This window comes from Acinetobacter sp., from assembly GCF_049284435.1.
Lineage (GTDB): Bacteria > Pseudomonadota > Gammaproteobacteria > Pseudomonadales > Moraxellaceae > Acinetobacter.
The window spans coordinates 1-24,934 of record NZ_JBAPXX010000020.1 but is presented as its reverse complement, the minus strand read 5'-3'; the positions used below and the strand labels follow the sequence as shown (position 1 = coordinate 24,934).

Sequence of the window (24,934 nt, the reverse complement as noted above, 5' to 3'; positions counted from 1 at the left end):
GCCTTGCGATATTGCACCTGATGCTCAACCGCGACCATGGCATGTTTCAGTTCCACATATTGCTTTAATCCCAAGCCCAGTTTTTCAATATGAGCTGATGCGACATCCTGCATCCATTGCACATAGATCACATTATTCACATGACCCAATCCATCAATATGTTTGGCTTGAACCTTTAAAGCAAGATCAAAAATACCGCTCACTTCGCTCTTATCCTTTCCATGATTTTAAGGTTATAGAGTCTACCGAATTTATCGCTGGGGTAAATTGCAAAAAATAAAAAACCGCTTCTACAAGCGGTTTTTCAAGAAAATCCAGCAATCTTATGAGATACGCATTCCGACCACCGCAAGCTGACCCTGACGAATCAAGGTGACGCGCGCAATGCTACCCTTTTTCAGTTCAGATACCTCTTGTACAAACTGATTGGAATTCAGTACTGTCTGGTTATTAATTTGGGTGATGACATCATTCGGCATAATTCGTGCCTGTGCTGCAATACCGCCCGGGCGTACATCCTGAATCACCACACCGCCTTTGATTTCCAGACTCGCTAACTCTGCTGGACTGAGGTCACGAATTGAAACCCCGATCACCGGCCCTTTGCTGGGTTGAGCCTGTGTGCCTGCTTTTGCTGGGGTATCATCTGGTGCCGCACTTAAAGTCGCTGTAATACTACGACGTTTATCATCACGTAAAATTTCAAGCTGTACCTGCTGCTGGGGTGCAGTACGGTTCAGATAGTTTAACAATTCACTGGTACGTGAAATTGGGGTACCGTTGTATTTTAAGATGACGTCACTGGCACGCAGACCTGCACGTGCTGCCGGGGAGTTTGGCGCAACCTGGGTAACCAGGGAACCTTCAGGCTTAGGCAGGTTATAAGATTCAGCAAGGTTACGGTCGATATCCTGCAAACTTACGCCCAGATAAGAGCGGGTCACTTTACCATTCTTCTTCAGCTGATCTGCAACTTCCATTGCCACATCAATCGGAATCGAAAAGGACAAGCCCATATAACCACCGGTTCCACTAAAGATCCGTGAGTTAACACCGACCACTTCACCACGCTGATTAAACAGAGGACCACCTGAGTTGCCCGGGTTTAAAGCCACATCTGTCTGGATGAAAGGTACTGCAGTTTCACCCATCATGTTGCGCATTTTGGCACTGACAATTCCGGCAGAAGCGGAATAATCAAAACCAAATGGCGAACCAATTGCAAGTACAGGCTCACCAACACGTAAGCGCCCTACATCACCCGTCCGTAATTCTGGGAAATTCGAACCATTTACCTTCAGCAAAGCTACGTCGGTACGCGCATCACTCCCTACAACAGTGGCATCAATTTCCCGGCGATCATTCAGGGTAATCGTGACTTTGGAGGCATCTTCAACCACATGGTGATTAGTCAACAGATAGCCATCTTTGCTAATAAAAAATGCACTTCCATAACCGGTTTTTTCCTGCGGCATACGCTGCTGCGGAATAATCACCTGATTGCCGAAAAAGCGGCGCAGAATTTCCGGCACTTGTTGTTGTAAGAGCTCTTCTTCGCTCATTTTTTTAACGACATTGACACTGACTACAGCAGGACTGACCTGCTCCACCAGATTTGAAAAATCAACCGGCGTGACCGCCTGCAACTGTGCAGCACTCATGGTTAGGGTCGCTGCAAATAATCCTTTTTTTAAGTCTAGAATTTTCATATAAATTATTCACTCAAATTGTTGATAAATTTATGTAAATAGGTTTTATCACAAACACTGTAAAGTTTAAGTAATAATATGTTTACATACTTTATTCTGGGCAATATCTCATCATTAAAGCATTAAGTTAAGGCTTTGATTAATTTTTTTCATCAATAAATGAGCACTTCAACGCTTGCCTTTTGTACAAAAAAGCGCTGTTATTACCAAACTTTTTTTAAAATTAGCTGATGGACATGTCTAATTTATCCCTTACCCAACAATTTGACGTCATTATTGTGGGCAGTGGCGGTGCCGGTTTAAGTTTAGCCTTATCGCTCCCAGATCATTTTAATATTGCAGTCTTGGCGAAATCTACCCTGACAGATGCCAGCACCTTTTATGCTCAAGGCGGGGTGGCCGCGGTACTGGATGAAATGGATTCGATTGAACAGCATATTGATGACACCATGATTGCAGGCGCACAGCTATGTGAAATGGATGCGGTTAAACAGACGGTAGAAGGTGGCAAACCCTCGGTTGATTTCCTGCTGAAACACGGCGTGCAATTTACCCTGGATGAACAGGAACAGTTACATCTCACCCGTGAAGGTGGTCATTCACAGCGCCGAATTATTCATGCGGCCGATGCCACGGGTCGTGCCATTTCCACTACTCTGGTACAACGCGCTCAAGAAAAACAGAATATTAAAATTTTTGAAAATTATATTGCGATTGACCTGATCTGTTCACAAAAGCTTGGTTTAGATGGTGATAATCGTGCGCTGGGTTTATATGCCCTGGATGAAACAACTGAGAAAGTGCATACCTTTTTAGCGCCATTTACCGCCCTTGCCTGTGGCGGTGCTATGAAAGCTTATCTTTACACCTCAAATCCAGACATTGCCACAGGTGATGGTATTGCCATGGCTTATCGTGCTGGCTGCCGGGTCGCCAATATGGAATTTAACCAATTTCATCCGACCTGCCTGTATCATCCGCAAGCACGTTCTTTCCTGATCACTGAAGCAATGCGTGGCGAAGGTGCTTATCTGCGCCTGCCAGATGGCGAACGCTTTATGTTGCGTTTTGATGAACGCGCTGAACTTGCACCGCGTGATATCGTGGCACGTGCTATCGACTATGAAATTAAGCGTCTCGGTATTCGTCATGTCTGGCTGGACATTACCCATAAAGATGAAAGCTTTGTTAAAGAGCATTTCCCTACCCTGTATGCCCGTTTGCTTGAGCTAGGGATCGATATTACCAAGGACATGATTCCAGTCGTACCTGCAGCCCATTATACCTGCGGTGGCGTGGTGGTCGATGAACATAGCCAGACGGATATTGCAGGTCTATATGCAATTGGGGAAACCTCTTATACTGGCCTGCATGGTGCTAACCGAATGGCAAGTAACTCACTTTTAGAATGTTTTGTCTATGGCATGAGTTCAGCCAAGCATATTCAGAAAAATTTCAAGGTCAATCAGCAAGCTCCTGCAGTCCCAGCTTGGGATGATTCTCAGGTGACCAACCCGGATGAGGATGTGGTGATTCTGCAAAACTGGGATGAGCTACGTCAGACCATGTGGAACTATGTCGGAATCGTACGCACGACCAAACGCCTGGAACGTGCACTACATCGCATTGAAATGCTAAAAAAAGAAATTACCGAGTATTATCAGGATTACCAGGTCAGCAAAAATCTGATCGAGCTGCGTAATCTGGTGTTGGTGTCCGAGATGATCGTGCGCTGCGCCATGCACCGCAAAGAATCTCGCGGTCTGCATTTCACCTTGGATTATCCCGAGCTGCTACCAGAACTACGCAAAACAGTCCTCGTCCCACCAAATTTTGAAGTCGAAACCCCATTGGTCAATATTTAAATAATCTGGGGAGATATGCTGATCAGCAGTATATCTCCTTTTATTTTTAAATTTTTATTTGCTTCAATTTAGCTTAGGCTATTTATAGCCAGTCTTCTAAATTTCTAGTATCTAACGTTGTGGTGGAATTGAATATGTTCCGGTCACATGCGCCACAGGTTCTTCATTATCTATCGAATAAATCCAGACTTCTCCCACAATCAGTGCCTTACCGACCTTGATCAGCTTACATTCTCCCCGTATATCGGTTCCACCTGAAGGCTTACGTAAGAAATTGATATTCAAGTTAGTGGTCACAGCCAAACCGACCAGTCCAATTTCACCCAGAATCGCGACATAAAGAGCAAAATCCGCCAAGGTCATCATGGTTGGGCCAGAAACTGTGCCGCCTGGACGCAATTCCTCTGCTCTCACCGGATAAAGCAAAGTAGCCCCACGCGGAGAAACGGCTTCAATCCGGCACTTCTCCAGACTTTGCGGAAATTCTTGTTGTAAAAATTGTTCAATCTCTGTTTTGGTCGTTTTCATATTTTAAAAAAAATCTTCTATATCCATTTTAATATAGAAGATTTTTCACGAATCAACCTAGAGAAAACTCAAATAAAAAAAGTATTTGAAGACCCAGCTTATTTTAGATAAGTTAAGGCCTGCTCAAATACCTGTTTAGGTGTTTGAGTTGCATCCAGACGTTTGATCCGTTCAGGATGGCGTTGCCACAAGCTTTCATACCCTGCTCTCACTTTCTCAAAGAAAGTGACTTTCTCCTGTTCAAAACGATCTAGCGCACCGCGTTCACGGGCACGGTTCATCCCCAATTCAATAGGCGCTTCTAACCAGAACGTGATGTCCGGCATGCGTGCGACAAAGTGATCATTGAGTAATTGCAACTTGGTTTCGCTCAGGCCCCGACCTGCACATTGATAGGCAAAACTGGCATCGCTAAAACGGTCACACAAGACAGTTTTCCCGGCTTCTAATGCAGGCAGAATCACTTGTGCCAGATGCTGGGCACGCGCCGCATACATCAATAACAGCTCGGTATCATGCGCCATGGCTTCTTCATGGTTCACAGCCAGCAACAGTGAGCGAATCTGCTCAGCCATTGGCGTTCCACCCGGTTCACGAGTCACAATAACATCTTTACCCTGTGCGATGAAATCTTCATAAATCGAACGAATGAGCGTAGTTTTACCTACACCTTCTGTGCCTTCAAAGCTAATAAACATACTCATTCCTTATTTTTCGAGCGTAAAATCGTCAGATATTCCTGTACGGCTTTATTGTGGTCATTCAAATTGCTCGTGAACTTATGTCCACCATTACCGGTAGCGACAAAATACAGATTGTCAGAATTATCCGGATGCATGGCTGCTTCAATGGCTTTCTTACTTGGCAATGCAATCGGTGTTGGCGGCAAACCTGAAATGGTATAGGTGTTATACGGCGTCGGTGTGCGTAAATCTTTACGGGTAATATTGCCGTTATAGTTGTCACCCATTCCGTAAATCACCGTTGGATCGGTCTGTAAACGCATACCAATTTTTAAACGGCGTACAAATACCCCAGAAACCTGTTCCAATTCACGATCCACACTAGTCTCTTTTTCAACAATCGATGCCATGATCAGCGCGTCATATTTATTCTGATACGGCAAATCAGGTGCACGTTTCGCCCACGCCTCATCCAGTGCTTTCATCTGGCGCTGATACAGATTGGTCAGAATTTTACGGTCAGTTTCACCTTTGGCAAAGAAATAAGTATCCGGTGCAAACAGTCCTTCAGGATGTGAAAACGGAATATTGAGCTCTTTAAGTAATTGCGCGGTAGGCAGATGCAGTACTTCTTTGGTGACCAGATCATTTTTCTTCAGGGCATCAATCAGTTGCTTAAAGGTCGTTCCTTCAATTACCAGAATCCGGCTCATCTGGGCATTGTCTGCATCGGAAATCATCTCCAAGACCTGACGGATGCTCATGCCCTGACGCACTTCATACACGCCCGCTTTCATGGTGTCATGAATCATGATGCGCTGATACAGCTTGAGAATGATCGGGAAGCTCACCTGACCTTCTGTGGCCAGACGATCAATAAAACCGGAATAGGTTTGACCAGATTCAATCGCGAGCAGCTGTTTTTTTCCTTCTACAGGATAATCCTTCCACAAACTGCTTTTCAGGATTAATGCCAAGATCAAAGCAATACCAATCAGGACTAAGGCAATTCCTTTGAAAGATGAGGAGAATCTCGCTTTATTTTTCTTTTTGGCTTTAGGTTTGGAAGCTGACATATTAAGACATCTGATTTAATCGAAGACGGTTAAAAAGTTCAATACAAGCATCGCCATTCAAGGTTCGCTGCTCAAATTGCGTGACAATTTTCATCGGGCTGAGTGCATTGCAGAAAAACAGGCTCTGAATATGGTTGATTTCATCCATATCGATACAGCGTTGCTGACAGGTAATTCCCTGATCTTGCATACGTTGTAGAATTTCTGCACGCATGACACCGAAGACGCCATTATAACGAAGTTCGGGCGTAATCCATGTATTGTTTATACGAATGAAACAATTACTGCTCACCCCTTCGACAACACCACCCTGTACATCTGTCACCATGGCCTCAGTCCAGCCGCGTTGATCGGCTTCCTGTTTCAGCAAAACCTGCTCCAGACGGTTTAAGGTTTTTATTCCGACCAGACTCGGCATCGTCAGTCCTAATGCCTGCTGTAAGATGCCACTTTGAATCTGCTCAAACTTAAAATCCTGTACGGTTTGAGGATAATAAAATAGCCAGAGATCTGCAGGATGATCCGGCAAGCTATAACCGCGCTGACCAATTCCACGACTCAGCACGATTTTTACTGTTCCATTCAGCTCACGTTCTGACTGCCTTAAAAGCTGTAAACTTTCTGCAATCAGATCAAGATTGGCATTCAGGCTTAATTTTTGATTGCTGATTTGCAAACGTGCCAGATGACGATCATATAATTCAATCCGGTTATGCCGAATCCGGGCCGTGGTAAAACAGCCATCACCATAATGAAAGCCTCGATCCAGCACATCTATATAGCTGACCTGTTGAGCATTTTTTAAATACAGCATATTTTGCAGCCTCTAAAATGAAAAATTGAGCAGTCAGAATCAGGCTTCACCTATATATCTTTTTTACTCACATCCAATTCTTTTTTAATTATTTTTTATGCAAAAAATCTCAAGCTATTCTTGCCTCATCTAACAAAAGCTAAAAAACTTGAGGCAAAAATGAGCATCCGTAAATTAAAAATTGGGGTATTGGCAGCACTGGTATCAGCAAGCGCTTTTAGTGTCTCTGCAAAAGATTTCCTAAACGTTTCATATGACCCGACTCGCGAATTGTACGATAACTTTAATAAAGAATTCAGTACTTACTGGAAAAAAACCACTGGCCAGGAAGTCAATTATAAACAGTCGCATGGCGGTTCAGGCAAACAGGCTCGTGCCGTGATTGATGGTCTAGACGCAGATGTCGTTACACTGGCACTGGCGGCAGATATTGATGAAATTGCAGAGCGCGGTTTGCTACCGAAAGACTGGCAGAAGAAATTCCCTCAAAACTCGACGCCTTATACCTCGACGATTGCCTTTCTGGTACGTAAAGATAATCCGAAAGGAATCAAGGATTGGGGCGATCTGGTTAAACCGGGCGTAGATATTATTACCCCGAACCCGAAAACTTCGGGCGGTGCACGCTGGAATTATTTAGCGGCTTGGGCTTGGGCCAAACATCAAAAAGGTGGCAATGATGCCAAAGCGCAAGACTTTGTCCGTCAAATCTACAAACAGACCAAAGTACTGGATTCGGGTGCACGTGGTGCTACCACGACTTTTGCTGAACGTGGGATTGGGGATGTATTACTGGCCTGGGAAAATGAAGCACATTTAGCCGTCCGCGAACAACCAGGAAAATTTGAGATTATTACCCCTTCTCTGTCTATTCTGGCTGAACCCCCAGTGGCGATTGTAGAAAAGAATGCCAAGAATGATGGCAATGAAAATCTGGCCAAAGCCTATTTGAATTATCTGTATTCACCTGCAGGACAAACTGTGGCTGCAAAGAACTTCTACCGTCCACGTAATGCGAATGTCTTGAAGCAGTACAGCAGTGTGTTCAAATCATTAAAACTGGTGACCATCGATAAAGAGTTCGGTGGCTGGACCAAGGTTCAGAAACAGCATTTTGATAACGGCGGTATCTTTGACCAGATTGTCAAAGCCAATCATGCAAAATAATGCTTTAAATGCAATTCATCATGGCCTTTATTCATAAGGCCATTCTTATTTCAAGCACTTAAGAGTTTATTTATCTATTTTTTTCATATCAAATTCATTTTTAATTATTTTTTATGCATAAAGAATAGGTTTATTCTGCGCTTATGTTACAGAACATATCAGAGATTGGGGTTCATATGAGCATTTCAAACACATTTAAATTTGGGGTTTTAGCAGCTGTTATCTCGGCAACCTCTTTTGGTGCAGCAGCACGTGATTTTCTCAATGTATCCTATGATCCGACCCGTGAACTGTATGAAGATGTAAATAAAAATTTTGGCAAATACTGGGAAAGCCGTACCGGTCAAAAAATCAATTTCAAGCAATCACATGGCGGTTCAGGCAAACAGGCACGTTCGGTGATTGATGGTCTGGATGCGGATGTCGTAACGCTGGCATTGGCTGCCGATATTGATGTACTGTCAGAAAAAGCCAAACTATTACCTGCGGACTGGCAGAAGAAATTGCCGCAAAACTCAACCCCATATACTTCAACTATCGTATTCCTGGTGCGTAAAGGCAATCCTAAAGGGATGAAGGACTGGGGTGATCTGGTCAAACCGGGCGTAGCAATCATTACACCAAACCCGAAAACCTCAGGTGGGGCTCGCTGGAATTATCTGGCGGCCTGGGCTTGGGCCAAACATCAGGCGGGCGGTAACGATAAAACTGCGCAAGAATTTGTCCGTAAAATTTATAAAAATACCAAAGTTCTGGATTCGGGTGCGCGTGGTGCTACCACGACGTTTGCTGAACGCGGGATTGGGGATGTTTTATTAGCCTGGGAAAATGAGGCGCATCTTGCCCTTCGTGAACAGCCGGGCAAGTTTGAAATTATTACCCCTTCTCTGTCGATTCTGGCTGAGCCACCAGTCGCCATTGTAGAAAAAAATGCCAAGAAAAAAAGCAACCAGTACTTGGCTCAAGGTTATTTGAACTTCCTGTATTCGCCATTGGGTCAAGACCTGGCAGGCAAACATTATTATCGTCCACGTAGTGAAGCAGCTTTAAAAAAATATAAGCATGTGTTCAAACCACTCAAACTGGTGACGATTGATCAGGAGTTTGGCGGCTGGAACAAGGTACAAAAAGCCCACTTTGAAAATGGTGGTGTCTTTGACCAGATCGTCAAAGCCAACAGCGCGAAATAATCATCCAGGCTGATTGATACAGGAGCATCGACATGATTCATACGCTTATCGTTCCCGGTGTAGGTGGCAGTGAATATAATCACTGGCAAACCTACTTGCAGCACCGGCTGATGCGATGCTCCCGTGTACAGCAACAAGACTGGAATCATCCGGTACTAGATGTCTGGGTGGCAGAATTTATCAAAACTCTGCAAGCCATTCCAGCAGAGGTTCAGATTGTCGCGCACAGCTTTGGCTGTCTGACCAGTATTGCAGCCCTTGCCCGACATCCGGAACTCAATGCAAAAGTAAAAAATCTGCTATTGGTGGCACCGGCCAATCCGGCACGGTTTGGGGAAAATGGTTTTGCGCGTGACAGTCAGACAGACTACAGCGCCTATTTTCAACAGCTCAAGCTTCAAGTGCTCACTACGTTATTGATCAGTGAGAATGATCCCTGGTTAAGTTTTGAAGATGCGCACATACTGGCCCAAGCCTGGAAAATCAAACCGATTAATCTGGGCGCAGTCGGTCATGTCAATGTCGCTTCAGGTTTTGGCCCTTTTCCTGAAATTGAACAATATCTGATTTCAGAAAACACTATGCCCCATATCAGCAAAGTTGATGAGAGCAAGTATTATTTTAAATTTGCATTTTAGTCGCTGCAAATTATGCTTGTGCCCAAATTATTTTTTTATTTTAGCTGATTGACTTCAATCAGCTTTCTCTCTTTTGAGGAGTCATCATGTCGCAGCGATCCCGAGTGCTGCCAGGATTTGGTCTTTCTCTAGGCTTTACCCTAGCGTATTTGTCATTAATCGTTTTGATCCCGCTGTCTGCTGTTTTTATTAAATCACTGGGCATTGGCTGGGATGGCTTATGGGAAATCCTGAGCTCTGAACGTATCTTGAAATCATTGCAGTTAAGTTTCACCGCGGCCATTGTCGCTGCAGTGGTCAATGTAGTATTTGGCCTGTTACTGGCGTGGTGTCTGGTACGTTACAGCTTTCCGGGCAAACGTATTGTCGATGCCCTGGTAGATTTGCCTTTTGCCTTGCCCACTGCGGTTGCGGGTATTGCCCTGACCTCTTTATATGCACCGACCGGCTGGATTGGTCAATATTTAGAACCGATTGGCATTCAAGTCGCTTATACCCCGATTGGTATTACACTGGCGTTGATCTTTATTGGCCTGCCTTTTGTAGTGCGTACCGTTCAGCCAGTCCTCAGCGATCTGGAAACTGAACTGGAAGAAGCCGCTTCTGCGCTGGGTGCAAACCGTTTTCAGATTGTGACCAAAGTGATTTTTCCAATTCTGCTGCCTGCACTGATCACTGGTTTTGCTTTGGCCTTTGCCCGTGGTGTCGGTGAATATGGTTCCGTCATCTTTATTGCCGGTAACCAGCCTTTTGAAACGGAAATTGCACCGTTAATGATTATTTCTCGCCTGGAAGAATATGACTATGCTGGTGCAACCACGATTGCTGTAGTCATGCTACTGATTTCGTTCGTGATGCTATTCCTGATTAACTTATTACAGGCATGGGCCAGCCGTCGTACTGGGAGAACTGCGCGATGAGTTTAAATACCAACAGCAATGCGCTGGCTGAAAAGCTGCAATCCCGTGATGCGACCCGCGAGCCGACTTGGGTACGTTATACCCTGCTCACGATTGCCTTAATTTTCTTTTTAAGCTGCCTGATTCTGCCCTTGATTCTGGTATTTGTGGAAGCCTTTAAACAGGGAGTTGGCGTTTATACCCAAGCGCTGGTGCATCCGGATACCTTGTCGGCAGTGAAACTTACCTTGCTGACTGCTGCAATCGCAGTACCACTCAATGTCGTATTTGGTGTTGCGGCAGCCTGGTCTGTGGCGAAGTTCAACTTTCCAGGTAAATCATTCCTGACGACCATTATTGATCTCCCTTTCTCGGTTTCACCTGTGATCGCGGGTATGATGCTGGTGCTGATTTTCGGTACCCAAGGCTGGATGGGCTCTTGGCTGATGGATCATGATATCAAGATCCTTTATGCGGTGCCTGCGATTGTCTTGGCGACTATCTTCATTACTGTACCTTTTGTTGCGCGTGAGTTGATTCCGTTAATGGAAGCACAAGGGATCGAAGAAGAAGAAGCTGCGATTGTACTCGGTGCATCTGGCTGGCAGACTTTCTGGAAAGTAACCCTGCCCAATATCAAATGGGGTCTGATCTATGGCGTGATTCTGTGTAATGCGCGGGCCATGGGTGAGTTTGGTGCGGTATCGGTCGTCTCCGGTCATATCCGCGGTGAAACCAACACCTTGCCGCTACACGTCGAAATTCTTTATAACGAATATACCTTTAGTGCTGCGTTTGCCGTGTCTTCGCTTCTGGCTCTCCTCGCAATTGTGACCCTGATTTTAAAAACATGGGTTGAACTGCGCCAGGAAAAACAAGACAAACGTAATGAAGATTCAACAGTTTCTTAAGGAATGCCAACATGAGTATTCAAGTACAAAATATTGAAAAACACTTTGGTGCATTCCATGCACTTAAAAATATCTCGCTAGACTTTCCAGATGGTCAACTGGTAGCCCTGCTCGGTCCATCGGGTTGTGGTAAAACCACGCTGCTACGGATCATTGCCGGTCTGGAATCTGCAGATGGCGGTCAGGTCATTCTGGAAGGTGAAGATGCCACCAATGTTCACGTGCGTGAACGTGAAGTCGGTTTCGTCTTCCAGCATTATGCCCTGTTCCGTCATATGACCGTATTTGACAATATCGCCTTTGGTCTGCGTGTTCGCCCGCGTAAAACCCGTCCATCGGAAGCGGAAATTAAAAAACGTGTAACGCGTTTACTTGATCTGGTCCAGCTCGGCTTTTTAGCAGACCGTTACCCTGCACAATTGTCAGGTGGTCAGCGTCAGCGTATTGCACTGGCACGTGCCTTAGCCGTTGAACCGCGTGTGCTGTTGCTGGATGAACCTTTCGGTGCACTGGATGCCAAAGTGCGTAAGGAATTGCGTCGCTGGTTGCGCACCCTGCATGATGAATTACATATTACCTCGATCTTTGTAACCCATGACCAAGAAGAAGCCCTTGAAGTCGCCGATCAGATCGTGGTGATGAACAAAGGCAATGTTGAGCAGATCGGTTCGCCACGTGAAGTCTATGAAACGCCGGCAACCCCATTTGTATTCGACTTTTTGGGTCAGGCGAATCGTTTTGAAGGTCAAAACAACGGCGGCGTTATTCAGCTCGGTCAGGACCGCATTCAATTTGAGGGTGCAAAAAATGCCGCTCAAGGTGAAGTGATTTTATTCGCACGTCCAGATGAGCTACGCATTCATGCACAGCCACACGACAATGCCATTCAAGCGACCTTCATTCGTGAATTATGGATCGCGGGTAAAGTAGTTGCTGAGCTAAATGACCGTCAAGGTAATCTGATCGAAATTTTACTCACACCTGATGAAGCGAGAGCGCATCAATTCCGCCCAAATCAAACTGTTTGGTTAAGTGCGGTGAATTTGCATTTATTTGAAAACCAGGTCGCTTAAGATCAAAAGATGGGGCTTTAAAATGCCCCATCCTCTTCTAGGGTAAGAGAATTATGAATTTCCAACAATTAAGAATTATACGAGAAACGGTTAGACAAAACTTTAATTTAACTGAAGCTTCCGCTGCGCTTTATACTTCGCAGTCCGGGGTAAGTAAGCATATTAAAGATCTGGAAGATGAACTGGGGGTACAGCTATTTATCCGTAAAGGTAAACGTCTACTGGGCTTAACCGAACCGGGCCAGGCACTTTTAGGCATTGTGGAACGCATGCTGGTCGATGCCGACAATATCAAACGTCTGGCGGATGATTTCAATAAAGTCGATGAAGGCACATTGACCATTGCCACGACGCATACCCAGGCGCGTTATGTGTTGCCACCAATTGTCAGCCAATTCAAAAAAGAATTCCCTAAAGTTCATTTGATTTTGCAACAGGCCAGCCCGATGGAAATCACGGAAATGCTACTTCAAGGTCAAGCCGATATCGGTATTGCGACCGAAGCACTCACCACTGAAGACAATCTGGCCAGCGTACCTTATTATAACTGGCAGCATAGTATTATTACCCCGCAGAATCATCCACTGGCAAGCAAGGAACATGTGCTCATCGAAGATCTGGCGCACTACCCGATTATTACCTATCACGGTGGTTTTACCGGTCGCTCCAAGATTGATACCGCCTTTGAAGAAGCTGGTTTTGATGTGGATATTGTGATGTCCGCGCTTGATGCCGATGTAATCAAAACCTATGTGGAAATGAATATGGGCGTCGGCATTGTCAACGATGTGGCTTATGACCCGGAGCGTGATTACCGCTTAAAGCAAATTAAAACCGATATTTTCGGCGTAAATACCACCTGGATTGCAGTGCGTAAAGGTCATTTACTGCGCGGTTATGGTTATGAGTTTATTTCCCTCTGTTCACCAGACGCAGATATTAAGGCACTGAAAAAAGTCGCCTATCCCGACGAATAAAGTGCAATATTTTAAGTTTTTAATCAAAGAGGCACAATAGCCTCTTTTTTATTTTTTGAGTAGATAAAGAATATAAATATCCAGCATAATCACGTGCATAATAAATTGAATTATACCAAGATGATCAATAATAAATTTGCTCTTTTCTGCATGGGCTTGTTTTTCTCCGGGTCAGGTTATGCAGCAGCATTTGAACAATCTAACCAAAGCATCCAATCGTTTTTTGAAAAAAATCATTATGCTGAAGTTTCACTGGCCTGGGTTCGCCCTAATATCAGCGGTCAGGTACAACATACCGAAGAGCTGCAACAGTTAGGCATCACCGATTTTTCTACAGGAAATCTTGCCCATAGCCAATTTATCTCCAATGTCGCATTAAAATTCCAGTTGCATCCTCAAGTGTCGTGGGGACTGATTTACGATCAGCCTTATTCTATAGATATCGTTTATCGCTATAATCCTGTTTTTGCAGGTGCAGCGCTTCCAATTGAGGCTGCTATCATTCAGTTTGAGAGCCACAATTTGACTTCATTAATTGGCTTTCAACCAAACGATAACTGGAATTTTTATACAGGCCTAAGTTATCAAAGCTTAGAGGGAAATTTATATTTATCCGGGCAGACATTTTATGTATTCAATGGTTATCGGGCCACATTTGAACGAGATCCCGCTTGGGGCTGGCTTGCTGGAATCAGTTATGAGATTCCAGAATATTTTTTTAGAACTGCACTGACCTATCGTTCTGCAATCACTCATCACAATAAAACCACTGAATCGATTGTTGTAGGCACAAATCCCGCACCTTATACAGAAATTCAAACTCCTCAGTCAGTAAATCTGGATTTTCAGACAGCTTTAACTGATCAAAATGCGCTCTATGGCACGCTGCGTTGGTCAAACTGGCAGAATTTTGTCATTCAGCCACCTAAATTTGGCGCTGTAATTGACTATGCAGCCTTACAGTTCCCTGAAGTAAAATCTTTTAGAATGATTGATTATCGTAAGAATCAATGGTCTGGAAAAATCGGACTTGCTCATCAATGGCCATCTTTTGGCATAAATTCGATCGAACTTTTATGGGATTCTGGTACAGGAAATCCGGCTTCAACCCTGAATCCGAGTGATGGCTATTGGGGCATCGGACTAGGTCATCTTTATAAGATTCAAGAAACCTGGGATATTGCTACAGGACTATATTATTTAAAGTTTCAAAAACCTGAAATTTCCTCCTCCCAACCTATTACGCCACAGATTGCAGGTTTATCCGCAGTTTCTGATAACAGTGCTTTGATTCTAGGTTTGAAACTGGGTTATCACTTTTAAAATTGTTCTAAAAAAACAAAAAAACGAGCCGAAGCCCGTTTTTTTATGAGGTTAAATATTAGAAGCGGAAGCTTACACCCAGTTTCGCTACTGGTAGCCATTCGTACTCATTGTCGTTACGAATTTCGCGTTCTTCATCATTAAGTGCCTGACCTAAGGTACGGCCATCATCACCTACTAAGAGAAGCGCTTCAGGGTTAGCGTTTAAATTCGCAGTTGGATTTCCATTATAGTATGCACCAATTTCACCAAAGACACCCCAGCGATTAGTAATTGCTGGAGAAAAACCAATACCTACATATGGTGCAAGGTTATTTTTGTAAGATAGGTCACCGTTGATACGAACATCTGTTGTGCCTGCATTAAAACGTGAGCCATCTACTGTAAATGATGCATTAGTGCCTGGACGACGTTCTAGACCATAATCGTTATCAATATAACCTACACCAGCCGCCATATAGAACCAGTTTGCCCAAGGACGGATTTCAGCATTTAGGTAAGTCAGGTTATTGTCCATATCCAGGTCATAATCATTACCATTAATAGACAAATCATCAGACCAAGAGATATCACCGCCGTTATAACCTAAAGTTACGCCTACATATGGGTTAGCACTCCAGGAAATTGCACCACCATAACCGGTAGTACCGACTTCAGCACGAACAGAAGCTGGTTTAAAGAAGGAGAATTCAGCAACGCCTTCATCTGTTACGATTGTTTCATCAGCAGCCATCGCAGAACCCGCTGCTAGAGCTAAGACTGATACTGCTAAAATATTATGTAAAGATTTCATTATTTCTCTCCTCAAAAGAACTTATTTTGATCATTAGTTATTCGTGATAGGGTCAATATAAAGGACTTAAAAAATATTTTTTATTCACATTTTGCTCATCTTTTGTTATTTTTTGATACAAATTAATTTTTCTTGTTGAGAGCTAAGTGTTTTCTAACACTTCTCCTACATTGCAACATAATGAAAAAGTACACTTATCACTTTAATAATTTCACGCTTTCTACACTTTTGGTTATTTTTCATCTATTTTTAGTCCTTTCAACTATTTTTCATGCAATATAGTGTAAAATCTAGAAAATTTTTTTCTGGAAGGAAGATCATGTCTCAGCTTTCAACAATCATTGAACAAGCGTTTGAAGCCCGTGCGAATTTTACAGCTGCAGATTGCTCTGCTGAAATCCGTCAAGCAGTTGAGGAAGTAATTGCTGGTCTAGACAATGGTACTTTACGTGTTGCTGAAAAAATCGATGGTGAATGGGTTGTTCATCAATGGATTAAAAAAGCGGTATTGTTATCATTTAAATTAAACGACAACAAACCAATGGAAGCTTGTGATCTTCGTTTCTATGACAAAGTAGAGACTAAATTCTCAGGTTGGACTGAAGAACAATTCAAGGCTGCTGGCGTACGTGTCGTACCACCTGCTGTCGCACGTAAAGGTTCTTTCCAGGCTAAAGGCGTGATCTTGATGCCTTCTTATGTCAACATCGGTGCTTATGTAGATGAAGGCACGATGGTAGATACATGGGCAACTGTAGGTTCATGTGCGCAAATTGGTAAAAATGTTCACTTGTCAGGTGGTGTAGGTATTGGTGGTGTGCTTGAACCGCTTCAAGCGAATCCAACCATTATTGAAGATAACTGCTTTATCGGTGCACGTTCTGAAATCGTTGAAGGCGTCATCGTTGAAGAAGGTTCTGTGATTTCAATGGGCGTATTCATTGGTCAATCAACCAAGATTTATGACCGTGCCACTGGCGAAATCCACTACGGCCGTGTACCAGCAGGTTCTGTCGTTGTTGCAGGTAGCCTTCCGTCTAAATGCGGTACTTACAGCCTGTATGCTGCCATTATCGTGAAAAAGGTAGATGCACAAACTCGTTCTAAAACAAGCCTGAACGATCTGTTACGTGAAGACTAAGATGTCTTAACTTAGAGGGCACATTTGTGTTCCTCGGAGCTTCAACCGCTCCTCGTCTCTACGATTAGTAATAATCGTAGGGATTTTTATTTTTATACCCGGTTATTTATTTTTCATTGGTTAGTTTTGTTATGAATACGCTTCGATCTTCCGCAATTCCTGTCTCTGATCCGTCTGCGGGTTTACGCATTACGGAGATTTTCTATTCATTGCAAGGTGAAGCCAATGCCGCAGGACTGCCAACAGTATTTATCCGTTTAACCGGTTGCCCATTGCGTTGTAGCTATTGTGATACCACCTATTCCTTTGAAGGCGGTGAGCGTCAGTCTCTGGACGATATTATCCAGACCACGCTTGATTTTAAAACCCCTTATGTCTGTGTGACCGGCGGTGAACCACTGGCGCAGCCCAATGCCCTACCCCTGATGCAGCGACTTGCAGATTTAGGATGTGAAGTTTCACTTGAAACCAGTGGCGCTTTAGATGTGTCCAAAGTGGATTCACGTGTTTCCAAAGTCCTCGATTTAAAAACACCAACTTCAGGTGAAGTTGCACGAAATTTGCTTTCTAATCTTGATCATTTAACTGCACATGATCAAATCAAGTTTGTGATATGCAATCGTGAAGATTATGAATGGTCAAAACAGCAGCTTGAACAGTACCAACTTCAAGACAAAGTGAGTACAGTTTGGTTTTCGCCTGCATTTGCGGTCGAAAAAGGTGCGGTTTGTTTACCGCCACTGGCACGTGATTTGGCTCAGTGGATTTTAGAAGACCATCTCCCTGTTCGTTTCCAGTTACAGCTACACAAGTTGTTATGGAATGATGAAACTGGTCGTTAATTTTTTGTAAAGTATTTTTTTGGAGAATCAGCTTATGCGCCCTCGTGCCATTGTCCTCTTATCTGGCGGATTAGACTCAACAACATGTCTGGCTTGGGCGCAGGCACGCTATGAATGTATCGCACTCAGTTTTCGATATGGCCAGCGTTCAACGACCGAGCTGGATGCAGCAAAAGCTTTAACGCAACGTGCGGGTGTAGAACATCGTGTCATCAATATTGATCTGGGTAATCTGGGTGGCTCAGCCCTTACCGATCATAGTATTGAGGTGCCCGACCATGAACAGGCTGGTATTCCGATTACCTATGTTCCTGCACGTAATACTATCTTCTTGTCTTACGCTCTGGCCGCGGCAGAAGTATTCGAAGCTGAAGCGATTGTCATCGGAATTAATGCGGTTGATTACTCCGGTTATCCGGATTGCCGTCCGGAATTTATTGACGCATTTGCCAACATGGCACGCCTTGCGACCAAGGTTGGCGTAGAGGGTCAGGCGCTCAAATTTGAAACACCTTTGTTACATTTATCCAAAGCAAATATTATTCGCTTAGGTATTGAACATGACGTAGACTACAGTCAAACGGTGTCATGCTATCAAGCAGATGACCAAGGACGTGCCTGTGGCAAATGCGACAGTTGTCGTTTACGTAAACAGGGTTTTGCGGACGCAGGTGTTGAAGACCCGACACGTTATATACCGTAATGACAAGGTAGAGTTTATGAAAAATTTAAAATCAAGCATCGTGCTTTCAGCAATTGTTTCAGCTGCTGCTATGTTCGCAACTACGGCTCAAGCGGCTGATGACAAATTACAACAAGCTTATAAAAGCACCAATGTAAAATCTGCATTGATCAATGTTTGTAAAAATGAAACTGGCAAAAGCAAAAAATTGACATCTGCTGAAGTCAGCAAATATTGTGGTTGTGCTATTGAAGCAGATGGCAAATTAACCAATGCACAAAAATGGGAAATTCAAAGCACTATTAACCAGAAGAAAAGCCCAGGCACTCTAGCTTTTGTACAGAAGCAGAATAAAGATCTTCAAGCATGCTTTGGTCCACAGTTAACAGGCAAACTGAAAACTTTGACTGAAGAAGCAATGAAATCAGCCCAAGCGGCACCAAAGAAATAATATCTGATTATTCTTTGATAAAATAAGCCACTGTAATGTGGCTTATTTTTTTGAAAAAATTTAAAGAAAACAGGAGTTTTTATGTCTAAAATTAGTTTGCTTGACCAGAATTTTCCTGCGACCACAGGCGAAATCAATTTAACCCAGTTAAATACAGAATGGCTGGTGATTTATTTTTATCCTAAAGATTCTACACCGGGCTGCACCACCCAGGCAGTCGGATTTTCCTGTTTAAAAGATCAGTTCGATGCTTTAAACACCACAATTCTTGGCGTATCCCGTGATTCGGTAAAAGCTCATCAGAACTTTACTGAAAAGCAGAACCTGAGTATTAACCTGATCAGTGATAAAGAAGAAATTTTGTGTCATCATTTTGATGTGATTAAAGAAAAGAACATGTATGGCAAACAAGTGATGGGCATTGAGCGTTCAACTTTTATTTTCCATAATGGCCAACTGGTCAAAGAATACCGTAAGGTCAAAGCAGCAGGTCATGCAGAACAAGTTCTGGAAGATTTAAAAGCTTTGCAAGCTGCTTAATTGCATGCTTGTGTATGAATAGAAGCTCGAAATATTCGGGCTTTTTTACAATAACTTTCATATCATCAAGTATTTTATATCTATCCTAGTTCATTTCACACTGGCCTGATAGATGAAGATTCACTTTATCCCCTACGCCGGCAATTCCTTTTTTCATACCAAAATCCCTACGGTTAATCACGGCAGATGCCTGAACATCAAGTAGGTTGGCATTCGACATACTGGGTTTAAAGGTTGTTTCGAAAATCACAGGCTTGGTCACACCACGCAGGGTTAAATGACCTAAAACATTGTATTTGCCATTACCCAAGTCTTTAAACTGGATACTTTTAAAAATTACAGTCTTATATTTTTCTACATAAAACAGGTCTTCGCCCAAAATCATATGTTTAAATAGCGGCTTACTGAAGCTTAAACTTTCCACATCCATGACCAGATGGGTTGAGGCATTTTGCGGTGCTTTAGCGTCAAACTGCATCGTGGATTGAACCTGATTGAACTTGGCTTTTACTACAGTAAGACCCATCGACTTGATCTCAAAACCGACATCACTTTTGGGAGTTAAGGTCCATGATCTTGCAAAAGACTGACTGGTCAAAGCTAAACAGATCGCTAGACTAACCAGCCCAGTTTTTATTATTGTTTTCAATTTTAAATCCACCTTGTTTAATTTTTTATTGATCGGATTTAAGTACACGGCTTAATCTGAAACTAAATTTTCTTGTTTTTTTGAGCGAACAGGTTTTCGTTATTTTTATACCAGTTTATTGAAGTTTTTGTAAAATCATTCATGACTAACGGACAAAATACTTGTGCTGATTTTTCTCTGATAAGTGGCCCTGATAGGCTAGCAGGAGACTTGTGTCATCTTATAAAATTCTGATTTTATAAATTTTTTATACAAAACAGATCGTTTATTTTAAGTTCAATTTATATTGGAAATATCTATGTGCTTGCAGTACTAAAAAGAGTTGCTTTCTGCGCTGACTATTCTCGATAACTATTTAAAATAAAACGCTTAGACAACTCTTAACCAATCTACTCGCTTTATAGACTGAATCAAATACTGAGGATTAATGACACCGCGACGCCCCACATGGTACAGGCAATAATAGCATCCAGTATTTTCCATGCTTTTGGATGTTGGAACCAAGGCGTCAGTATCTTTGCCCCATATCCCAAACTAAAGAAGAAAAACCAGGAAGCACAGACAGCACCTAAAGCAAACCACCATTTTCCTAAGGCGTATTGAGTTGAAATTGATCCAATCAATATGACTGTGTCTAAGTAAACATGCGGATTCAGCCAGGTAAAAGCCAGGCAGATCATCAGTACTTGTAGAAAATGCTCTGTTAGCTGATCACTTGGTGCCAAGACCTCTGTTGATTTAAATGCGCTGATCACATGGTGTAAACCATAATAAAACAGGAATCCTGCGCCAATATATTTAGAAAATATAACAATATCCGGATAGTGTTCAATGACACGCGCAAAGCCCAGTACGCCAAGCAGAATTAAAATGGAATCAGACAAGGCACAAATCACACAGACCCAGAACACATGCTGCTGTTTTAAACCTTGTTTTAATACAAAAGCATTCTGTGCACCGATACTGACAATCAGGCTCATTCCCACAGCAAAACCACTCATCATATAACTGAACATCACATTCCCCTTTTTCGAATAAATGAATTATTCAACAAAATGAGTGCGATTAATTAAAACTAAGTTAATATCAATTTAACTAAATTATTTTTAGATAATAAATATGCTAAATGCAAAACAATGTGATGCTTTTTATGAAGTTGCAAAAACGGGAAGTTTCGATCTGGCTGCCGAACAGCTAAATATTACCGCCTCGGCAGTGACCCTTCGTGTTCAAAGTCTGGAAAAAAAATTGGGACAATTGCTTTTGGTCAGAGATCGGCCTTGCCGCGTGACCCAATCCGGGCAAACCTTATTGCATTATTTACAGCATCAACGTTTGCTAGAACAGAATCTGATGCAGGATCTGGGTGGACAGCTGCAACAGGAAGGCTTCTATTGTCTGAATATTGCCACCAATGCCGATTCACTCGCGACCTGGCTGTTACCAACCTTACAAACCCAGCTGATCCAGCATAAAATTGTGTTGCATTTTCAAGTAGATGATCAATCACAAACCCATCATCTGTTAGAAGCAGGTCTCGTCAATGCTTGTTTGAGTACTGAAGCCAAGGCAATGAAAGGTTGCCGGGCGGAATTGATCGGACAGATGCAGTATCGTCTGGTCGCCACCCCTGACTTTTCCCAAAACTGGTTTCATCAAGGTGTACATCGGGATGCGCTACGCCTTGCCCCTGCCATTATTTTTAATGAAAAAGACCAACTCCATACCCAATTTATTCAGCACGAATTTGGCCTGAATCTAGCACAATATCTTCACTTTTTTATTCCATCGACCCATGCATTTTTTGATGCGATTGTCATGGGTCTAGGCTATGGCTGGCTGCCGGACTATCAAACCAGGGATTTACTGGAGTCAGGTCGACTGCTTGAACTTTCAAGTGATATGCGAATTGAAGTGCCCTTGTATTGGCATCACTGGAAAGAACAGTCTCCTGCTCTAGAAATCCTTGGGGAATGTTTAAAACAGCGTGCTCAAACTACCATGAATCACCCCATAACAACCTGATACTTTTAAACTAGATTGGTTTTATCATTCTGGGCAAATTTTTCACTGAGTTGCTGATAGGTCGTGGTTTTTTGGAAATTCTCTAGAAAATCAATCGTGCCTTGTGGAAATTTATCTCGTTGAATTTCACCGCGATAATAGGCTTCACGCATAGGGGTAGCGGATAAGGCATCTTCAAGGCTTTCCAGTTCAACCATTTCCCATTCTGGAAAAAACTTTAAATAATAAGAAGAATCATCTTTAAAGTGCCCAATCAGCCCGACTTTGGCATCGGATTCTATAGTCTGATTCACCAGAGTTTTTACCAGTTTTTGCCATTTCTCATCATTATAAACATCAATGACTTCTACAAATTTGATCCGCGCTCGATCTTCTGGACTAAAATTTGACAGGATCATGGCTTCACGCTCTGAGGCCAAGAATGGATTCTTGATATTGCGTTCATTTTGCGCAGAACCGAGAGCCAAAATCACATATTGACTGTGCTGCAAGGCAATTTTAATGGTTTGCATGTGCGCCAGATGAAAAGGCTGAAAGCGGCCAATGAAAACCAGATAATCAAATGTATAGTTCATAAGGGATCAGTTTTTTATGACTCATGAGTTGTGCCGCTCCAATAAATATGCGACATAATAATTCCCATAAAATCAAATCAAGTTTAAAGCAAGGATAGTACGATGACACTGAGCTGTATTCAACAACCTCATGAGCATTTGAATGCGAATTTAGAACATGGTGTACTCACTTTAGCCATCAATCGCCCGGAAGCGAAAAATGCGTTATATAGCGAGCTTTATTTATGGATTGCGAAAGCCCTGGATGAAGCAGATCAGGCGCCTGAAGTTCGTGTGGTCGTTTTACGCGGTCAGGATGCAGACTTTAGTGCGGGCAATGATATGCAGGATTTTATGAAATCTGCCGCGAAGAAAGGTCAGGCACCTGCTGCTGAAGGTCCACCGTTTATTTTACTCAAATCTGCTGCAAAGTTTTCCAAGCCATTGATTGCTGCGGTGCGTGGCGTTGCAATCGGCATTGGCGTGACGATCTTATTGCATTGTGATCTGGTCTATAGTGACAATACCGCCCTGTTCCAGATTCCATTTGTCAGTCTGGGTCTATCGCCTGAAGGCGCTTCAAGCAAGCTGTTGATTCAGCAAGCGGGTTATCATAAAGCGGCCGAATTATTGCTGACTGCGCAAAAATTCAATAGCGAAAAAGCACTCGACGCAGGTCTGGTGAATAGCATTGAAGAAGATGTTTACACTAAAGCAGCAGCACAAGCTGCACAGCTCTCTGCCCTTCCATTAGCATCACTAGTGCAATCCAAAGCCTTGATGAAACACAATGTGAATGAAATTGTGGAATGGATTGACCATGAAGCAGAAATTTTCATGCAGCGTGTCGGCTCGCCAGAAATGCTGGAAGCAGTTCAAGCCTTTATGCAAAAACGTAAACCTGATTTCACACAATTCAACTAATTTTCAAACTTATGAGTTCAATGAGGTGGTTTACACTGCCTCAATCTTTTATTTTTCCAAGAATCTGAAGTATGCCAAATCAAACCCCCAAAACGCCTTCCCAAACAACAGACAGTTCAAATCCAGAAAAGAAACGTTATTACGAACCAGCACCTCAAGATATAGATATTGATAATTTTCGTAAGGTGATTGAAAGCCGACGTTCAGTACGTAAATTTACTAAAAAACCAATTCCTGTCGAAGTTCTGGATGCCTGTCTGGATCTGGCGTTGTTGGCACCAAATTCGTCGAATTTGCAGCCTTGGACTTTTTATGTGGTACAAAATCCGGGCAAGAAAAAACGTCTGGTCAAAGCCTGTATGAGTCAACTGGCAGCCAAAACAGCCTCTGAGCTAATTGTCTGTATCGCACGTACCGACCGTATCGATGAAATGGCGAAACGTAATGTAAATGAGTTTCCATTTCCTGAAGCTCCGCCTGCAATTAAAAAATACTATAAATATATTCCCTACAACTATAAAACCGGTTATCTGAATGCTTTCGGTAACTTTAAGAAAGTGGCTTTCAAAGTTGCCCGCACACTGGACAAACAAATGCCAGTGTCTGCTTTCAGTCCGGCTGATGCGAAACTGTGGGCGACCAAAACAACAGCTCTTGCTTGTGAAAATTTGGTCTTAGCTTTACGTGCTTATGGTTTTGACAGCTGTATGATGGAAGGTTTTGATGAGCCGATGGTTCGTGAAATTCTGGAATTGAATGATGAACAGTATCCAGTCATGGTAATTGGTGCGGGTGAACGTGCTGAAGACGGCGTGTTCTTCCCACAGTACCGATTTGATCGCGAGTTGTTTATTCAGAAGGTTTAAGCTTCTCATCTATAGAAATTAAATACATTAAATCTGATAGATATCTAGTGACATGGATGTCACATAATTCACTCTTTATTTGCTAAAAACTATATATAAGATAAATCTTAACGGAAATTTCATATTTTTTATTAATGCTCTTTCATAAGTTGTTTTTTACTCAGTTGCAAATTTTAGATGCCAGAAATTAAATCTTAAATCGAGTCTTTTCCCATTATTTTGCTCATGCTCAGTAAATATTTTGCAAGTTTTCACATTATCAAATACATGCACAATTCCGATTCTTCTTTCATTAATTTTTTGATTATAAGTTTTGAGCTCACGATCCAATTTAGTGATTTCTCTAGTAAAATTTCTTTTTAATCGAAAATTAAGCTAAGCTAAAAAGTTTAAAAAATTTTTACACAATCACACAAAATGTCTATTGCGGAATTTAAAAGATGGTTTATTTTTCTTCTATTTTTTTATGAAGATATTTTTTATACTTTTAAAGTATAAAAATTTTTAAATATAAAATAACAATATAAAACAATATCTTAATATACTTTAAAAAGGCTTATAAAATTATTTTAAGCTTACTTAACTAAATTCAAAATAAGAAGAAAGGTGAATTT

27 protein-coding genes are annotated in these 24,934 nt (G+C 42.6%); 17 read left to right on the top strand and 10 right to left on the bottom strand.

Going from position 1 to position 24,934, the window contains the following annotated elements:
* A partial coding sequence (locus WAK81_RS01655; RefSeq protein WP_422195421.1) for an acyl-CoA thioesterase occupies window positions 1-203 on the bottom strand: 203 nt, incomplete at its 3' end.
* A gap of 120 nt (window positions 204-323) precedes the next feature.
* On the bottom strand, window positions 324-1,709 hold the full coding sequence (locus tag WAK81_RS01650; RefSeq protein ID WP_422195420.1) for a Do family serine endopeptidase: 1,386 nt from the start codon (window positions 1,707-1,709) through the stop codon (window positions 324-326).
* Between the two features lie 230 nt (window positions 1,710-1,939).
* Here WAK81_RS01650 and nadB point away from each other — a divergent pair, with 230 nt between their 5' ends.
* Window positions 1,940-3,574 (top strand): L-aspartate oxidase, encoded by a 1,635-nt coding sequence (nadB, locus tag WAK81_RS01645; protein WP_422195419.1) that lies wholly within the window; start codon window positions 1,940-1,942, stop codon window positions 3,572-3,574.
* Window positions 3,575-3,685: 111 nt separating this feature from the next.
* Here the strand turns inward: nadB and WAK81_RS01640 are convergent, their stop codons facing one another.
* The 4 genes from WAK81_RS01640 to pabC form a co-directional block, all read right to left on the bottom strand.
* Window positions 3,686-4,102, bottom strand: coding sequence for a PaaI family thioesterase (locus WAK81_RS01640; protein WP_422195418.1), 417 nt, complete (start codon window positions 4,100-4,102; stop codon window positions 3,686-3,688).
* 98 nt (window positions 4,103-4,200) lie between these two features.
* Complete coding sequence (gene tmk, locus WAK81_RS01635) at window positions 4,201-4,800, bottom strand: dTMP kinase (protein ID WP_422195417.1); 600 nt, start codon at window positions 4,798-4,800, stop codon at window positions 4,201-4,203.
* Between the two features lie 2 nt (window positions 4,801-4,802).
* Window positions 4,803-5,861, bottom strand: coding sequence for an endolytic transglycosylase MltG (gene mltG, locus WAK81_RS01630; protein ID WP_422195416.1), 1,059 nt, complete (start codon window positions 5,859-5,861; stop codon window positions 4,803-4,805).
* A gap of 1 nt (window position 5,862) precedes the next feature.
* Window positions 5,863-6,675 carry an aminodeoxychorismate lyase gene (pabC, locus tag WAK81_RS01625; protein WP_422195415.1) on the bottom strand — a complete coding sequence of 271 codons (813 nt, stop codon included), beginning with the start codon at window positions 6,673-6,675 and terminating at the stop codon, window positions 5,863-5,865.
* A gap of 159 nt (window positions 6,676-6,834) precedes the next feature.
* Between pabC and WAK81_RS01620 the strand changes: the two genes are divergently transcribed.
* The 8 genes from WAK81_RS01620 (at window position 6,835) to WAK81_RS01585 (ending at window position 14,853) form a co-directional block, all read left to right on the top strand.
* Entirely contained in the window at window positions 6,835-7,842 is a 1,008-nt protein-coding gene (locus WAK81_RS01620) for a sulfate ABC transporter substrate-binding protein (RefSeq protein ID WP_422195414.1), read from the top strand.
* A 176-nt stretch (window positions 7,843-8,018) separates the two neighbouring features.
* On the top strand, window positions 8,019-9,032 hold the full coding sequence (locus tag WAK81_RS01615) for a sulfate ABC transporter substrate-binding protein (RefSeq protein ID WP_422195413.1): 1,014 nt from the start codon (window positions 8,019-8,021) through the stop codon (window positions 9,030-9,032).
* Window positions 9,033-9,064: 32 nt separating this feature from the next.
* A complete protein-coding gene (locus WAK81_RS01610; protein ID WP_422195412.1) occupies window positions 9,065-9,670 on the top strand; it encodes an RBBP9/YdeN family alpha/beta hydrolase in 606 nt (201 codons plus the stop codon).
* Between the two features lie 86 nt (window positions 9,671-9,756).
* A complete protein-coding gene (gene cysT, locus WAK81_RS01605; protein WP_422195411.1) occupies window positions 9,757-10,590 on the top strand; it encodes a sulfate ABC transporter permease subunit CysT in 834 nt (277 codons plus the stop codon).
* Window positions 10,587-11,480: a sulfate ABC transporter permease subunit CysW gene (gene cysW, locus WAK81_RS01600; protein ID WP_422195410.1), complete on the top strand. Its 894-nt coding sequence runs from the start codon at window positions 10,587-10,589 to the stop codon at window positions 11,478-11,480. Before cysT ends, cysW begins: the two co-directional genes overlap by 4 nt.
* Before the next feature lie 11 nt (window positions 11,481-11,491).
* Window positions 11,492-12,553: a sulfate/molybdate ABC transporter ATP-binding protein gene (locus tag WAK81_RS01595; protein WP_422195409.1), complete on the top strand. Its 1,062-nt coding sequence runs from the start codon at window positions 11,492-11,494 to the stop codon at window positions 12,551-12,553.
* A 53-nt stretch (window positions 12,554-12,606) separates the two neighbouring features.
* The gene (locus tag WAK81_RS01590) at window positions 12,607-13,530 is read left to right on the top strand and encodes a CysB family HTH-type transcriptional regulator (RefSeq protein ID WP_422195408.1); all 924 of its coding nucleotides are present in this window, start codon (window positions 12,607-12,609) and stop codon (window positions 13,528-13,530) included.
* A 93-nt stretch (window positions 13,531-13,623) separates the two neighbouring features.
* Window positions 13,624-14,853, top strand: coding sequence for an OmpP1/FadL family transporter (locus WAK81_RS01585; protein WP_422195407.1), 1,230 nt, complete (start codon window positions 13,624-13,626; stop codon window positions 14,851-14,853).
* A gap of 58 nt (window positions 14,854-14,911) precedes the next feature.
* On the opposite strand, the gene carO is transcribed toward WAK81_RS01585, so the two are convergent.
* Complete coding sequence (gene carO, locus WAK81_RS01580) at window positions 14,912-15,646, bottom strand: ornithine uptake porin CarO (protein WP_422195406.1); 735 nt, start codon at window positions 15,644-15,646, stop codon at window positions 14,912-14,914.
* A gap of 319 nt (window positions 15,647-15,965) precedes the next feature.
* On the opposite strand from carO, the gene dapD reads away from it, so the two are divergent.
* The 5 genes from dapD (at window position 15,966) to WAK81_RS01555 (ending at window position 19,302) form a co-directional block, all read left to right on the top strand.
* Window positions 15,966-16,787 carry a 2,3,4,5-tetrahydropyridine-2,6-dicarboxylate N-succinyltransferase gene (gene dapD, locus WAK81_RS01575; protein WP_422195405.1) on the top strand — a complete coding sequence of 274 codons (822 nt, stop codon included), beginning with the start codon at window positions 15,966-15,968 and terminating at the stop codon, window positions 16,785-16,787.
* Window positions 16,788-16,918: 131 nt separating this feature from the next.
* Complete coding sequence (queE, locus tag WAK81_RS01570) at window positions 16,919-17,629, top strand: 7-carboxy-7-deazaguanine synthase QueE (protein WP_005247540.1); 711 nt, start codon at window positions 16,919-16,921, stop codon at window positions 17,627-17,629.
* A gap of 34 nt (window positions 17,630-17,663) precedes the next feature.
* Entirely contained in the window at window positions 17,664-18,332 is a 669-nt protein-coding gene (gene queC, locus WAK81_RS01565; RefSeq protein ID WP_422195404.1) for a 7-cyano-7-deazaguanine synthase QueC, read from the top strand.
* A 16-nt stretch (window positions 18,333-18,348) separates the two neighbouring features.
* Complete coding sequence (locus WAK81_RS01560; protein WP_004645640.1) at window positions 18,349-18,762, top strand: hypothetical protein; 414 nt, start codon at window positions 18,349-18,351, stop codon at window positions 18,760-18,762.
* A gap of 81 nt (window positions 18,763-18,843) precedes the next feature.
* Window positions 18,844-19,302, top strand: coding sequence for a peroxiredoxin (locus WAK81_RS01555; RefSeq protein WP_422195403.1), 459 nt, complete (start codon window positions 18,844-18,846; stop codon window positions 19,300-19,302).
* A gap of 85 nt (window positions 19,303-19,387) precedes the next feature.
* Here WAK81_RS01555 and WAK81_RS01550 read toward each other — a convergent pair whose 3' ends face one another.
* Together WAK81_RS01550 and WAK81_RS01545 are read right to left on the bottom strand one after the other, a co-directional pair.
* Window positions 19,388-19,951 (bottom strand): YceI family protein, encoded by a 564-nt coding sequence (locus tag WAK81_RS01550; protein WP_422195402.1) that lies wholly within the window; start codon window positions 19,949-19,951, stop codon window positions 19,388-19,390.
* Between the two features lie 410 nt (window positions 19,952-20,361).
* Window positions 20,362-20,967, bottom strand: a complete 606-nt coding sequence (locus tag WAK81_RS01545) for a LysE/ArgO family amino acid transporter (RefSeq protein ID WP_422195401.1) — start codon at window positions 20,965-20,967, stop codon at window positions 20,362-20,364.
* A 103-nt stretch (window positions 20,968-21,070) separates the two neighbouring features.
* Between WAK81_RS01545 and WAK81_RS01540 the strand changes: the two genes are divergently transcribed.
* The gene (locus WAK81_RS01540) at window positions 21,071-21,976 is read left to right on the top strand and encodes a LysR family transcriptional regulator ArgP (protein ID WP_422195400.1); all 906 of its coding nucleotides are present in this window, start codon (window positions 21,071-21,073) and stop codon (window positions 21,974-21,976) included.
* Window positions 21,977-21,981: 5 nt separating this feature from the next.
* Here WAK81_RS01540 and WAK81_RS01535 read toward each other — a convergent pair whose 3' ends face one another.
* On the bottom strand, window positions 21,982-22,551 hold the full coding sequence (locus tag WAK81_RS01535) for a nicotinate-nicotinamide nucleotide adenylyltransferase (protein ID WP_422195399.1): 570 nt from the start codon (window positions 22,549-22,551) through the stop codon (window positions 21,982-21,984).
* Between the two features lie 102 nt (window positions 22,552-22,653).
* Here WAK81_RS01535 and WAK81_RS01530 point away from each other — a divergent pair, with 102 nt between their 5' ends.
* Together WAK81_RS01530 and WAK81_RS01525 are read left to right on the top strand one after the other, a co-directional pair.
* On the top strand, window positions 22,654-23,454 hold the full coding sequence (locus tag WAK81_RS01530; protein WP_253172450.1) for an enoyl-CoA hydratase-related protein: 801 nt from the start codon (window positions 22,654-22,656) through the stop codon (window positions 23,452-23,454).
* Between the two features lie 71 nt (window positions 23,455-23,525).
* Window positions 23,526-24,320 carry a nitroreductase family protein gene (locus WAK81_RS01525; protein WP_422195398.1) on the top strand — a complete coding sequence of 265 codons (795 nt, stop codon included), beginning with the start codon at window positions 23,526-23,528 and terminating at the stop codon, window positions 24,318-24,320.
* Window positions 24,321-24,934 lie beyond the last annotated feature (614 nt).